This is a genomic window from Enterococcus sp. DIV0421, assembly GCF_051713745.1.
GTDB classification, from domain to species: domain Bacteria; phylum Bacillota; class Bacilli; order Lactobacillales; family Enterococcaceae; genus Enterococcus_D; species Enterococcus_D casseliflavus.
Map to the genome: position 1 here is coordinate 1,390,110 of NZ_JBIOQM010000002.1, position 15,186 is coordinate 1,405,295.

The 15,186-nt window shown below is 36.8% G+C and carries 4 protein-coding genes and 9 pseudogenes; 6 read left to right on the forward strand and 7 right to left on the reverse strand.

Annotated elements, in window-relative coordinates; translation table 11 throughout:
* Nucleotides 1-4 precede the first annotated feature (4 nt).
* Together IGI96_RS17790 and IGI96_RS17795 are read right to left on the reverse strand one after the other, a co-directional pair.
* Nucleotides 5-330 (reverse strand): annotated as a pseudogene (locus tag IGI96_RS17790) (YdcP family protein).
* Nucleotides 331-562: 232 nt separating this feature from the next.
* Nucleotides 563-3,613, reverse strand: a pseudogene (locus IGI96_RS17795) (SrtB-anchored collagen-binding adhesin).
* Between the two features lie 1,210 nt (nucleotides 3,614-4,823).
* On the opposite strand from IGI96_RS17795, the pseudogene IGI96_RS17800 reads away from it, so the two are divergent.
* Nucleotides 4,824-6,016: pseudogene (locus IGI96_RS17800) on the forward strand (IS110 family transposase).
* Between the two features lie 394 nt (nucleotides 6,017-6,410).
* A pseudogene (locus IGI96_RS17805) lies at nucleotides 6,411-6,545 on the forward strand (transposase); the annotation flags it as partial.
* A 21-nt stretch (nucleotides 6,546-6,566) separates the two neighbouring features.
* Here IGI96_RS17805 and tnpA read toward each other — a convergent pair.
* The 5 genes and pseudogenes from tnpA to IGI96_RS17830 form a co-directional block, all read right to left on the reverse strand.
* Nucleotides 6,567-7,018: pseudogene (tnpA, locus tag IGI96_RS17810) on the reverse strand (IS200/IS605 family transposase).
* A 284-nt stretch (nucleotides 7,019-7,302) separates the two neighbouring features.
* Complete coding sequence (locus IGI96_RS17815) at nucleotides 7,303-7,452, reverse strand: transposase (protein WP_438785428.1); 150 nt, start codon at nucleotides 7,450-7,452, stop codon at nucleotides 7,303-7,305.
* Complete coding sequence (locus IGI96_RS17820) at nucleotides 7,404-7,889, reverse strand: hypothetical protein (protein ID WP_438785429.1); 486 nt, start codon at nucleotides 7,887-7,889, stop codon at nucleotides 7,404-7,406. Before IGI96_RS17820 ends, IGI96_RS17815 begins: the two co-directional genes overlap by 49 nt.
* Nucleotides 7,886-8,017 (reverse strand): hypothetical protein, encoded by a 132-nt coding sequence (locus IGI96_RS17825; RefSeq protein ID WP_438785470.1) that lies wholly within the window; start codon nucleotides 8,015-8,017, stop codon nucleotides 7,886-7,888. The genes IGI96_RS17820 and IGI96_RS17825 overlap by 4 nt, the downstream gene beginning before the upstream one ends.
* Nucleotides 8,018-8,094: 77 nt before the next feature.
* Nucleotides 8,095-8,343 carry an IS110 family transposase gene (locus IGI96_RS17830; RefSeq protein ID WP_438785430.1) on the reverse strand — a complete coding sequence of 83 codons (249 nt, stop codon included), beginning with the start codon at nucleotides 8,341-8,343 and terminating at the stop codon, nucleotides 8,095-8,097.
* A gap of 635 nt (nucleotides 8,344-8,978) precedes the next feature.
* Between IGI96_RS17830 and IGI96_RS17835 the strand changes: the two are divergent.
* The 4 pseudogenes from IGI96_RS17835 to istB all read left to right on the forward strand — a co-directional run.
* Nucleotides 8,979-9,519: pseudogene (locus IGI96_RS17835) on the forward strand (transposase); the annotation flags it as partial.
* A gap of 1,605 nt (nucleotides 9,520-11,124) precedes the next feature.
* Nucleotides 11,125-12,249: pseudogene (locus tag IGI96_RS17840) on the forward strand (IS3 family transposase).
* A 607-nt stretch (nucleotides 12,250-12,856) separates the two neighbouring features.
* Nucleotides 12,857-14,265 (forward strand): annotated as a pseudogene (gene istA, locus IGI96_RS17845) (IS21 family transposase).
* Nucleotides 14,262-14,992 (forward strand): annotated as a pseudogene (istB, locus tag IGI96_RS17850) (IS21-like element helper ATPase IstB). Before istA ends, istB begins: the two co-directional pseudogenes overlap by 4 nt.
* Nucleotides 14,993-15,186 lie beyond the last annotated feature (194 nt).

The following is a 15,186-nucleotide window of genomic DNA, read 5'->3' on the forward strand; positions in this document are numbered from 1 at the left end:
CCCTTTACTTGCTTTCCTCGGCTGGAAGCATATCATCAGCGTTTAAAATATAGTTGGTGTAGCCACGACCTCGCACGTTCTTTCCCTCGGCGGTAATCTTTGGATTGACGAGCTTTACTTTTTGCTCATACTTGAAACGCTTTTCCCAGCCTTTGCGGGAAGCACCACGATAATGTCGTCGGCTCTCTGAATGTCGGAATACAGGTTATAGCTTCTCGTCACGGGGACAAAGCGACCATTGACACGCTGTTGCTCCACGTCATTTTCTCCTGCAAATTCTAAGTTACCAAAAGTCTGTGCCATGTTAGGCACGATATATTTCAATTTCATGTGTTCATACCTCATTTCTATAAAATCTGTTGATTATCAATGCTTTTATTCTGGCTGGTGGTGTGATACCCGTAAGCCCCAGACCGTCAAGGGCAGGTAAATGCTTAAAAGCACCTTTGACTGTCCGTGTGCTTACAGGTGGGTGGCAGACAAGCCAGAATAAAGGGAAGCTCCGCCGTTTCCATGTGTCGGCGGGGGAGCGTGATTTCTTCATCATCATAGAAAGATTATCCTATGAGCGTTTACGACGCTTGATGAAGTATGTTCCTGCCACGCCTGCACCTGAGAGAACAAGAAGCCCTAAGAATAAGGCAATGTTTGTATTATCGCCTGTCTTTGGAGCGTCGCTTGTTTTTGTCGGTGTATCTGGTGTGGTCGGCTGTTCCGGCCCTGTTGGTTCTTCCGGCGTTTCTGGTACTTCTGTGATTGTCACCGTCTGCCCGTCGTCCTCAATATCCTTATGCTCTGTAACCTTTGTCGGTTCATCTGGATTGCTCAAATCGTATAATTCCTCAAAGGTCACAAGCTCTTTCCCGCCAAGCTCGGAAGCGTCGAATGTAAAGGCAATCTGTACTTCCATGCTTTCACTGTCGGCGGTAAAGGTATAGTCATTCTCGACACGCTCTCCGTTGATGATAAGCTCTGCGTTTTCGTTCTTAATCATCTGCCAGCCTTTGAGCTGATACTTAGTGCCGATTTCCAAGCCGTCAAGGGTAACAGTATCAATGATTGTCACATCTTTTCCAGCTTCAATCTCTTTTCTTTTCCGTCCTCGCTGGTCGCTGTGGTATGGATAGAGATGATACGCTCTGTGATAAGCACCGTCTGTCCCTCGTCGTCAATGTCCTTGTGTTCAGCCACCTTTACAGGCTCGTCCTCATTGGAAAGGTCGTAAAGTTCCTCAAAGGTAACAAGGTTCTTGCCACCTAAATCAGACGCATTGAATGTATAGGGAATTTCCACTTTCATTTCTTCATCATCAGCAGTAAAGGTATAGCTGTTCTCTACACGCTGACCGTCGATAAGAAGCTCTGCATTTTCCTCTTTTAACATCTGCCAGCCTTTGAGCTGATATTTTATACCTTTTTCCAGACCGTCAAGCGTAACCGTATCAATGATTGTTACCTCTTTTGCCAGCCACGATAGACTTTTCACCGTCCTTGCCTGTGGCTGTGGTATGGATAGAGATTTCTTTCTCGTATTCATCAGTCAGTGTCCCTAAGTCAACGGTCACATTGTTTCTGGACACCACGATTTCAAACGGCGGGATAAGCTCAAAGCCTTTGTTGCTGTCACAACGTAATTCCTCAATGATATAGGTATCGTAAATCAAAGCACCTTTGCTGTCGTCTGGCTCACTCGTTCCAAACCAGATACCGTCCTCACTGGTCTTTCCTGCATTGGTGTTATGCTTGTGGGAAGCCCAGTCAGAAGAAGTGGAGAACTGCCCATTGTCGTCAGTCACGATAATATGGCTCTCACCTGTGGTCTTGCTTGTGATCCTAAACGGAACTCCCACAAGACGCTGGTGTGTGCCAGCTCCAATCTTGACACCCTCAAGGTCGCCACGCTTCACTTGATTGTAGATTGACGTGTCCGTACCTGTAAGGTCAACGATTTTTCCGTCCTCTGTGATTTCAAATTCAATCGGTTCTGCACCGTCCGTCAAATAGCCCTCTGGTGCTTTGCTTTCCTCGATACGGTATTTTCCATAAGGTAAAAGGTCAGCAGAAGTAGAAGCCACGCCCTCAATATCGGTAAGGATTGTCTTTACCACTTCATTCTTGTTGTAAAAGTTTCCCCTCGACAAGTACGGCATTGTCATTAAGGGAAATGATTTCAAATTCAGTGTCTTTCAAGGTCGCACTTCCTTGACCTTTGGTATCGCTGGTTTCTAAATCTCTTTTCTGGATTTTCACACCGCCACGGATAACCTTGTCTGATACATGGTACTGATTGCTTCCAGAAAGTACGGCAATGTCGCCGTCCTCGGTAATCTGTGTAAGGTACATTCCCTTAATCTGTTCCTCGCTACCGTTTGCCTGCATATACGCACCGTCAAGAAGATAGCCGTTAGGGGTGCTTTCGTTTCCTCAACGGTCAGCGTTCCTAAAGGAAGTACGTTCTTTCCGTCCTGAGTATAGAAGCTGTCCCCAGATACCTTGTATTCATCAGAAAGGCGGGAAACGTAATGGATAGTGCCGTCGCTGTCCTTTTCAGCGATTGTCTTTGTCACCCATGTCTTTGTAGGCTCGCTAGGAAGATTGTCGGCGGTATAGTGTCCCGCATAGAATTTCCATGTGAACTCCGCACCCTCTAGGGAAGCGTTGCCCTGTGGATCGTCTTTCTGTGTTTCCATATCAATCTTGAAAAGCTCAATCAAGGTGTCTGTGACCTTTGGCGTATCGGATACATTGAGTGTCGCTGTCTTGCCAGCTTCCACGTTTAAGGAATACACAGTGCTGTCCACCTTATAGCCAGCAGGAGCAGAAAGCTCTTTGATGTAGACTGTGCCAGCCTTTACTTCCACGGTATCAGTATTTCCGCTGTTATCAGTCGTAAGGGTGGCAAGCTGTTTCGTACAGTCCTTATCAGAATAGACATCATAAGTCGCACCAGCGATAGAGTAAAGCCCGTTTCCGTCGGAAATGCTGGCATTACTGGAAGTCTTTAAGGGTGGCATTTCCTACGGCAAGTTTCGCCCAGAACTGTCCAACGTCCTGTCCCTCACCAGAGTAGATATAACCGCCACATTCATAGCGTCTCTTGTTCTCGCTGGCAAAGGCTTTGCCCCAGCGTACACCTCGTCCTGTATAGCTTTAGGGATTTCATCATAGGAAGCTCTGACGTTATCGCATTGCCAGCCCAGATGAACGCTCAATCTCTGCCATACGACGCACTGTTTCAAAAGGTAGATATGCTGAGTGCTCAATCCGCTGTGGCTCTGCACATACTGATTAACATACTCGATTGAGAGTGCAACATCTGAAATCTGGTCGTAGCTCATGCGTGTGCTTGCGTCGGCTCTGGTCTTGTAGCCGTTCTTGAAGTTGGTGTTGATGTCCACGCAGAAAGCGTCCTCACCCTCAACGGTCATGTGTCCCTCGTTGAATGTCGAACCAATAGAACCGTCATTCATTACTTTTTCAACGATACCGACACGCTCCGCACTTTCTGTCCAATATTGCTTCTCGGAAGCGTGGACTGCCGTTGTCGGCAAAGCGGTAACGATAGTCGCAAAGGCAAGGAAGCCTGTGGCTAATCGCTTCAATATCTTTTTCATAGCTTTTAAAATTCTCCTTTCGTTTGGATATAGAAAAAAGCCGTTCATTTCTGAACGGCTGGAAATAGAAAAGGAACGTCAATATCGGCGTTCCATAATCTACTTGCGATATTCAATTTTTAGTTTATCAATACTGATGTGCTATACCATATCTCCGCATAACTGGGACTTACCCTCGTATCAAAGCTCAATCCGTAGTAGTAAATTAGTAGTAATTCCAATGCTCTAAGTCCCTAAATATGGCGTAAAATCAAGGGTTTTGGTAGATAATCTATGAAAATATATTATATTTACACAATTCTTCAATTAATAAGTAATTATCCGTATACTAAAACCAATTTTATTAAAAGACATAATTTGCTTAACAATTAATAGAGAATATAACTAAAAAAACTAGTCGATTCGTCCTCTATTCATCCATGTAGACTTTGCATCATATAAAATGAAACAATATAGTTTTCTTTGTAAATAACGACCAACAAAGATGAATAAAATTGACAATTACAATAGATATAATATTATAGAATAAAGGCTAACTTGTATCTTTCTTTTGAGAACCCTTTTATATATTACGTATAATTACAAAAAATACTCATCCAATCATAAAACGTTAGCTTTCTATCGAACCTTCTACAAAATTTTTTCTGTAGAAGGTTCCTTTTAATTCCATTGTTGATGTCCATCAATAATATTAGCAAGTAAATTTCAGCTCTTCGACATTTAGTGCTGATAGAGAGATACAACTGAAAATTTAGACTGTTTGTCAATATGGACTGATGAGTTGTGCAAAATCAAATCTGGGTCAGAATGAACCACATTCTAGCTCAGATTTTTTGTTATTGACTTTTAGTCAGTTTCTGTACGCTACGCTAACGAAACAAAAAAAAACGCACGTTTCTATGCGTGGACGAAATAGCTTTAGTGATAAAAAACTCCTTGTATATTTAAGATACTCAATTAATCAGCTATTCCGTTTTAACTAGCTGTTATTTTGTCTATAATTGAGCTAGACGCTATGGACTAGTATAACCTCCACCAGATTCCTTTGGAATACTGTTGTCGAAAAAGGCTCTGGCCACAGCTCTTTGTCACATTGTTAATAAGTTTGTTAGCGCATGACATCTGTTCGTGACGCTTGATTGATCACAAGGTTACATAGGCAAAGAGTAAGTGGAGCATAGCGTAAATTTTATCTTGCGGAGTGGTCCTTATGTTGTACGTTGGAATAGATATTGCCAAGCACAAACATGACTTAGCGATCATTGATACTGAAGGAACGGTTTTTATCCGTCATCTTCAGATTGAAAATAATCGTGAAGGCTTTACGAAGCTTCAAATGACGCTTGCCAATTTGCAGAAAACAACCGGCGAAGAGATTCAAATCGCCTTAGAAGATACCGGTCATTATTGCTTTAATATCTTATGCTTCCTTCGGACGCAAGGGTACCCAACTTATAGCTATAATCCATACTTAATTAAAGAATTTGCCAAAAATCAAAGCTTACGAAAAACCAAAACCGATAAAAAAGACGCCATGACGATCGCTCGTAAATTACGAGCAGATCTTGATAAACAATCATTTAGTGCGAACCCCTCAATGATTGAGCTGAAATATTTAACCAGACACACAGCTAGATTAAGAGAGGACTGTACTCGAAAAAAGTGAACTACACACGCATTTTAGATATTCTCTTTCCAGAATTAGCACCTTCTTTGGGTTCTTCTTCCGCTAAGTACCAATCCTATGTGTACGCAATCTTAAAAGAATACCCCTCTGCTAGAAAATTAGGAAATGCACACTTAACGAAGTTGACCAATCTCATTTCAACGCACTCAAAAGGTCACTTTGGAAAGAACAGGCCGTCAAGCTCAAAGCACTCGCGCAAACCTCTATTGGTCAAGAGTCGCCAGCGTTAGAATTTGAACTCCTTCAAACTATTGATGCCATTCAGTACCTTACAACTATGAGAGACAAAGCCGAGAAGGAAGTTGCTCGATTAATGAGTGAAATCGATTCACCTATTTTAACGATTCCTGGCATTGGTTTTAAATTAGGAGTGTCATTCTCGCCGAAATTCGAGATATTAATAATTTCCGATCGCCGAATCAATTGCTTGCCTATGCAGGCGCAGAACCTTCCATCTCTACGTCTGGAATGAATCAGACTGAAACTGGTCGAATGGTCAAACGAGGTTCCTCTCAACTTCGCTGGGCATTGCATGAAGCCGCCAGACTCATGTCTATTTGGTCTCCGTCTATGCGTGTCTATTTCCAGAAAAACTAGCAGAAGGAAAACACTACAATGTCGCAATCAGTCATGTTGTTCGAAAACTGGTACGAATCATTTATCAACTACTGAAAGATAATAAGCCTTATGAGGAGCAGAAAATGATTGTTAACTGATCTTTTCAAAAATCCCCTTTGCCTAAGGGTTCTTTGTCATGCCTTCAAATAATGTCAAAACTACGTTATTCAAACTTTTCATTTTGTGCTTGACTTAATATAGTTTGTCTTACGTTTTATGTTTGTATCATATAACTAATTAAGCTCTTATGAGTCTATTTTATTTGTCGAAAAAAATAAAAACAAAAAGATTTCTGTTATGTGAATCCAAAATTATGTTTATTATTCTTAATAGTAAATTTAAAAATCTAAACTTAAAGCAATTGAATACTTTGATCAAACGATAATAAGCCTTCTCTTTTTTATCGTTTTAAAATTAGATTCAATTGAGTAATTTTCAGATATCACTTGAGGCCGCTATCTAAAGGAGACTTATCCCTATGCAATGTTCTAACCCTACTCCAATGGAAAAATAGAAACGAAGAATCCCCATATAAAGATAATGAAACGAGTATCCTATGGATTTAAATCATTTGACAACATGAGAATTGAAATCCTTTTGATTAAACAATTAATCAATGTGAGGTAGTAAAAAGCCCTCTCTCTTTAACTATTTAAATGGATCTACATACTCTTGTTTACTTATACTATCTCTTATTCGATCATCTGCTTCTTGTTCTCGAATATATTTTTCAATTGTTTTTGATTTAACCCAACCGTACTCACGTAATATCCTTTGGACCAAAAGCTTTTATTCCATATTTATATTTCAAATTCGCATGTTTTTCATGGATTAAGGTTGCATTTCGTTCTTTTAAGTAGCCCATAAAACATGAAATACTAATCTTTGGCGATATTCTTACTAACAGTTGAATATTGGCAGGCATGGCATGAGCTTCAATGATTTCACCATCTTTCATCTCACACAATTTTCTTAATATCTGACCAATACTTACTCTTAACTTTCTATAAAATCACTTTTAGTCGATACTTCGGGGTGAAGATTATGTGAACCTTACAATTCCATCTTGTATGTGCTAAACTTTTATCCTCATTAGACATAAAAAAACTCCTTTCGATCTGATATGTGGTTGGTAGCCACTATTAGTATATCGAAAGACAAACTATATTAAGTCAAGCACAAAATGAAAAGTTTGAATAACGTAGTTTTGACATTATTTGAAGGCATGACAAAGAACCCTTAGGCAAAGGGGATTTTTGAAAAGATCAGTTAACAATCATTTTCTGCTCCTCATAAGGCTTATTATCTTTCAGTAGTTGATAAATGATTCGTACCAGTTTTCGAACAACGTGACTGATTGCGACATTGTAGTGTTTTCCTTCTGCTAGTTTTTCTGGAAATAGACATGAGTCCGCAAAGCTTCATGCAATGCCCAGCGAAGTTGAGAGGAACCTCGTTTGACCATTCGACCAGTTTCAGTCTGATTCATTCCAGACGTAGAGATGGAAGGTTCTGCGCCTGCATAGACAAGCAATTGATTCGGCGATCGGAAATTATTAACATCTCAAATTTCGGCGAGAATGATACTCCTAATTTAAAACCAATGCCAGGAATCGTTAAAATAGGTGAATCGATTTCACTCATTAATCGAGCAACTTCCTTCTCGGCTTTGTCTCTCATAGTTGTAAGGTACTGAATGGCATCAATAGTTTGAAGAAATTCAAATTCTAACGCTGGTGACTCTTGACCAATAGAGGATTGCGCGAGTGCTTTGAGCTTGACGGCCGGTTCTTTTCCAAGGTGACTTTTTGTGAGATTGGTCAACTTATTTAAGTGTGCATTTCCTAATTTTCTAGCAGAGGGGTATTCTTTTAAGACTGCGTACACATAGGATTGGTACTTCGCAGAAGAAGACCCCATAGAAGGTGCTAATTCTGGAAAGAGAATATCTAAAATGCGTGTGTAGTTCACTTTTTTCGAGTACAGTCCTCTCTTAATCTAGCTGTGTGTCTGGTTAAATATTTCAGCTCAATCATTGAGGGGTTCGCACTAAATGATTGTTTATCAAGATCTGCTCGTAATTTACGAGCGATCGTCATGGCGTCTTTTTTATCGGTTTTGTTTTTTCGTAAGCTTTGATTTTTTTGCAAATTCTTTAATTAAGTATGGATTATAGCTATAAGTTGGGTACCCTTTGCGTCCGAAGGAAGCGTAAGATATTAAAGCAATAATGACCGATATCTTCTAAGGCAATTTGAATCTCTTCGTCGGTTGTTTTCTGCAAATTGGCAAGCGTCATTTGAAGCTTCGTAAAGCCTTCACGATTATTTTCAATCTGAAGATGACGGATAAAAATCGTTCCTTCAGTATCAATGATCGCTAAGTCATGTTTGTGCTTGGCAATATCTATTCCAACGTACAACATAAGGACCACTCCTGACAGATAAAATTTTCGCTGTGCTCCACTTACTCTTTACCTATGTAACCTTGTGATGAATTAAGCATCAAGAACAGAGATCATGCACTAGCAAACTTATTAACAATGTGACAAAGAGCTGTGGCCAGAGCCTTTCGACAACAGTATTCCAAAGGAATCTGGTAGAAGTTATACTAGTCCACAGCGTCTAGCTCAATTATAGACAAAATAACAGCTAGTTTAAACGAAATAGCTGATTAATTGAGTATCTTAAATATACAAGGAGTTTTTTATCGCTAAAGCTATTTCGTCCACGCGATTACGCTTTTTGTTTCGTACGCTACGCTTAACGAAACTGACTAAAGTCAATAATAAAAATCTGGTTCAGAATGAGATTCATTCTGAACCAGATTTTATTTTGCACAACTCATCAGTCCTCGTAAAATATATTTTTCCAAGTAAGTTTCTTTTAAAGTTTTTATAAAACACAAATTTTTTTGAATAACACATTCCTTTCGGAATTTGTTTCGTTATTGTGTGATTTCTCAGAGTACAATGGATATATGCAAAGGATCCAACAGCAATTTGCTAATCAGTCCTGTAGCTTTGTCTACCTTATAAGTCTGTTACCCAAAACACAAGTAAAAAGTCGCTTTAAAGATCCAGAAAAAATTGCAAGATCTATTCAACGTGCGAGTACCATAAGTTATCGTTTAGGTAGTCTTGCACAAGAATCCATCAATGTCGTTCTAAGTGTTCTTGTACGTGAAATTCGAGCACTTGAAAAGAACATCCAAGACTTGGATAAAGTAATCGAGCAATTAGTTGTCGTTATTCCAAAATATCAATGTTTGACCAGTGTTCCAGGTATTGGAAAGATGTACACTGCTGGATTAATCGCTGAAATCGGTCAAATTGAACGATTTAAAGACCAAACAAAATTGGCAAAATATGCAAGCTTATGTTGAAAAGTTAAACAATCTGGTATTTATCAGTCATAAAATACAACTCTGTAAAAACTATCTTCCTGAATATCAAGTTTTTATCATAGTAAATGTAAAGAGGTCCCAAATCATAAACACAAACGAGCAATCGTCTTAACCGCAAGAAAATTTACGCCTGGTGGATACACTACTACGTAACCATCAACTATACACGCCACCAAAGAGCGTGATAGATAAATAACATTCTGTTATTGGCGCAAACCTTTGAAATACCCCGAAAAAATTGATTTCGGCCGAGGCTAGTTAAGTGCGCTTCAAACCAGGTTACATAATAAAAAATATTCTCAATCTTCAACTTGACTTATTACCATTAGACTTATTGATAAAGATCAAAAAGATAGCAAAATAATAATTTATCCAGAAATATAAATAACGTAAAACATTGAAAAAACAGATTTTATTTAGATCTAATTATAGAAATTCTCTAAGCAAGGTATCCAATAAAACATTTTAAACTTTCTTAATTTAACTAATTACCTTCTAACTTTATTTATCAAAAAAGCAAAAACTCTCAATTTTAACATGGATTCATTAGTATCTTAATTCTTCGAATTTTGTAGTTCTTATATCAGAATATTTCATTTTTAAAATATAATTACTTAATTTTTCAATTTTTTTAACAGTAAATGGTTTTCTTAGAACAAATGTCTCTGCTTTTAATAATACTAAGTTATCTAAAAGAATCACCATCCGATACCACAATTCTTTTTTCTCCTTCTATTGATATAAGTTGGTCAGGTTTATTTAGCCATACATCCACTAGCTCTACATCGATTTTCAAATTTTTGTTTCAAAAAATAATAAATTTCGTAAAACTCTAATAACGAATCACTATATATATATATTTTGATTCTGTCATTTTTTTCCATAATAAAAGAAAATATATGATTGCTCAAATATCTTAAAGATTTATTATTCACATTCATTCCTACATTCTCAAATATATGTTTTACTTTTAAGTATATACTCTCTCCTAATAAAGTAGTTATCGATTCGTTAGGTATAAAAAAATCAAGAACATCCAAACAGCTGTACTTTATAAAATTAAAAAACTCCTAAAAACTTATAGTTAATACAAAGTTCTATTGAAAGTTTTTTTCTAAATCTAACACTATTTGTTTTATATAGAAATTGTTTAACAGTTTATCAACATATTCTTTCGATAAAAAAACCGGCATTAAAAAATTGCTACTTTTTAATAATTTATAAAAAAATATGACGCTAGAAGAGTTTATAGAAACATCAACTTTCCAAAATTCATTAATCTCATCTAAAATTTTCTGATCTCTATCATAAAGACAAAATTCTAGAAAAAACATGTCTGAGGGGACTTCAATTTGATTCAAATCAAAAATAAAAAAGTTTGAAGTATAACATTAAATTTTTTTTTTCAGAATTAGTTAAGTAACATAGTTTATCAATAATATTTTTAAATTTATTTTCATAAACATTTTTTATATATTTAGGAATACATTGAATCCCCATTTCACATTCTAGCCATGAAATAAACAAGATCCTCTTTATTAAATTATTGTTCAAACCAGTAATTTCAAAAACTCATTAACTTTCTTTTTAATTCCATAAAATTTTGCCCTTGAGTAACAATATTTAGTTGATTGATCAAAATAAAAATTTAGAGTTTTCTTTTATCAATAATGTCTTCATAATAATTAAAAAATCAGACTGTTCATAAATCAGAAACTGAACGTAGTGTTAGTATCAAATCTTAGACATCTTTTCGTAGAGACAGAAATAAATTAAACTTATCTACGAGAGGATGGATTTTATGACCCGATATGAAGAAAATTTTAAACAGATGATTGTTGAACTAAAATCAAACTGGACGTTCTGTTCGAGGGTTGGCGAAAAGAATATGGCTTAGCTGAAGCGACGATTTATAAGTGGAAGAATTTATACTTACCTGATCCGTCCACAGGACTAACCGGAAAAGAAGCGGCTGATTTGAGAAAAGAAAATGCTCGTTTGAAAGAGGAACTTGAAATATTATGACCATATTCTCTCGAAAAGACCTGAAGTCACTTGTCCGATTCATTGAAAAATGGTGTAAGGATTACACTGTTTTCTTTTTGTTGTGTCGGTTATTAGAAATTCCTAGAAGCGTCTACTATTTTTATAAAAATAAATCGTTAACAGCTACAGAAGTCAGAAATAACCAATTGAAAAAGAAGATTTCAACGATCTTTTTGATCATAAACAGAGATATGGTGCAACAAAAATCCATCAAGTGTTGCTAAAAGAAGGAATTTCAGTATCTCTTAAGCATGTTCAAAAATTGATGAAACAATTAAATCTAAGGTCAATTGTGGTTAAGAAATACAGACCTCAACGGTCTGTTCAGCCGGTTGTTTTAAAAGAGAACATCTTAAATCAGGACTTTTCTACTAAAAAAACTATCTGTGAAAAATGGGTAGCTGATATCACCTACATTCCAACTAAGAAAAATGGTTGGTGTTACTTATCTTCAATTATGGATTTACACACGAAAAAGATTATTAGCTATACATTTTTTAAGCGAATGACTGTCGATTGTGTGTTACAAACACTCAATCAAGCGAAACAACGGTACCACATTCCAGAAGGAATGATTCTACACACCGATTTAGGTAGTCAATATACAGCAATCGAAGTGGAAAGTTGGCTTGAAAACAATAAAATAAGACATTCCTATAGTCGCAAAGGAACACCCTATGATAATGCAGGAATTGAGTCCTTCCATGCATCATTGAAAAAAGAAGAAGTATACACGACGACTTACTCAGACTTCGAAGAAGCGAATCGAGCACTATTTAGTTACATTGAAGGATTTTATAACCGGAATCGAATTCACAGCTCGATTCACTATCTAACCCCTCAGGAGTTTGAAGAGTTAGCAAAAGAAAAAATGGCGTAACCGTCTCTACTAAAATGTGTCCAAGATATTGACTCAAATCCAACGTCTTTTATACCAAGATCAAAATTTGTAATACTCAGCTGATTTTTTTCCAATACAAAGTTGATATTATTTTTATTCAGTATATATTGTAAATCATCTATATCCTTCATTATAGTTGGTTTAGATTCTTGCATATTTTCCTGCAAAAATGGAATAGTTACTGATCTATTTTTATTTTCAAATATCCACTTTAAAATACTTATCTTTCTATTAATATGTTTTTCAATATAGTCTGATAAAAATCAATTTATTCTCTCCTAAATATCTTCTATATAACAATGTAACTGAAATTAATTATATGAGCAAATGTTTAAAAGACAATAAGAGAACAAGATATTAACTGTATAAATCATCCATAACTATATATTTTCATACTATGAATCCATAAATTCTAAAAAAAACATAGTAAATTCAGTCAATCTATATCGGCTGTTTGTGGCAGAATTTAACTACACACTAATAAACTGAAAGTACACAACTATCATAGGCGTTTGACTGCGAACTAGTTTCCTTCCATCATAAGTTTTAGTGACTTAGTGATGGAGGTACAGAAAGGTTGTTAACTTTGGATGATATTAAAACGATAAAACATTTGAGAAATAATCGTGATCAGTCAATTGATCAGATAAGAAAAGCAATGAATATCAATTGGCGAACAGCGAAAAAATACGCCGACAGTGATCAGCTATTCATTACGGATCCTACTCGAAAAATAAATCCATGATGGATGATGGCTGGGGAGAAATTATCGGTAGTTGGCTAGAAGAAGACCTACGCTTACGTGAAAACTCCGTAGAACTGCCAAAGCTATCTATGAACAATTGAAACCTTTGGGTTTCCCTGGCTCCTATCGAACAGTTTGCGTCTATATTTCTCAATGGAAAAAACAGCGGTACGACGAAACGAATTACAAAGCTGTCGATCGCCTTGATCATCCGATCGGAGAAGCACAGGTCGATTTTGGAACAATGGAAGTCATGCACGAAGATCACATGAAAGACATACAACTTCTTATCATGTCATTTCCCTATAGTAATGCGACGTTCGCAAGTGCCATGCCAGCTCAAAACCAAGAGTGTTTCCTGGAAGCATTAAAGCAACTATTTGATCAATGCGGCGGTGTTCCAAAAAAGATCAGAATAGATAACTTAACTCCAGCGGTGAAAAAAACAAAATCAAAATTTGAAGAAGCACAACTAACCGATGAATTCTTACGTTTCACCATTCATTATGGTTGTGATGTTCAAGTCTGTAACCCACGTAGTGGGCATGAAAAAGGACATGTCGAAAATAAAGTGGGTTATGTCCGATACAATTTCTTCTCGACTTCGCCAATCATGGACTCTTTTGAGTCCCTAAATGTGACTTTGAAGAACAATTGAAAACAGATCGAAAAAGGACGCATTATTCGAAACATCAATTAATCGAAGATTTGTGGAAGAAAGAAAACAAGGCGTTACATTCTCTTCCCCAAGAGGATTACCCAATTTTAAAGAAGTAGAAGCTAAACTAAATCGTTATCACGAAATGAAATTGGATCAAACGGTTATTCATATTCCTAAAAAGCATATGGATATTCTCAATTGACCGTTGTTTTGACTTGGAATAAATTTAAAGTTCTTACGCCTCATGGAGACCTCTTAATGAACGAATATCGCCCCTATATGAACAAAAAACGATTGATCCCATGGAGTGATATCTTGAAACAATGGAGTAATAAATTGAATGTCGTTAGTTATTCAAGGTATTGGAAGTACTTGCCTGCACGCCTTCAAAATTATCTAGCAATTGATAATAATCACCTTAAATACAGACGGATAAAACAATTACTAAGTTTATTAGCGACCTATGATATCCAACAAATTAATGAACAATTTTACGAATTAGTTGTTCAAGAAGATGCCCCCTCTGACTTTGATGTGAATTGGTCAAAACTATGATGCATTAACAAAATCAGGAGGCGTGCAAAAATGACTGGACAGACGCTAGAAGATTATTGCAAAAAGCTTCGATTAAGCCATATCATCACGAACTTACCAAGAGCTTCTTTCGAAGCTCCAGAACAATTTATTACCGATTTATTCCGTTTAGAGCTTGAGACCAGACAGCAGATCAAATTAGAACGGATGGAAAAATTAGCCAAATTTCCTGTACCAAAATCGCTAAAGAACTATGAATGGCACGAAGATATTTTTCTACCAGCCCATCTAGATAAGGCGACCCTTGTCTCTCTTGATTTTCTAAAAAGGCAAGAAAACATTGTTTGTGTTGGCTCTCCTGGTACAGGGAAAAACGCATCTAGCGATCGCATTAGGGAGAAAAAGCCTGTAGTGAAGGTGTTTCAACCAAATTTTTCCGAGTAAACAATCTCGTTGAACAATTAGAGAGTGCCTTAAAAAAACAACAGCTAGCCAGTTTCAAGAAGCGATTCGAAACAACAGAATTAATTATTCTTGATGAAATGGGGTACTTACCATTGACGAAAGAAGGAGCTGAACTGCTCTTTCAACTGATTTCAGATTGGTATGAGCAAAAGAGCATTATTATTACCTCTAATTTAGAATTCAGTCAATGGAATCGAGTGTTTATGGATTCTCGCTTAACAGCTGCTCTCGTTGATCGGCTAATCCATCACGCTCACATTATCAGCTTTAAAGGCGAAAGTTTCAGGTTGAAAAATTCATTATCTAAATCATATTGAAGGAAAAAACTAGTTGCAGCAAAACTCTGCACTTTCGGCTGCATTTTTTTGTAAAAAGCTATTGCACAACACAATCGGCTTTATATTTTATAGCCTAAAGAATCAGAATTGATTTTGCACAACTCATCAGTTCCCGTAAAATTTATTTTGCCAAATAAATTTCTGTTAATCACAATTTGTTTCGTTATTGTGTG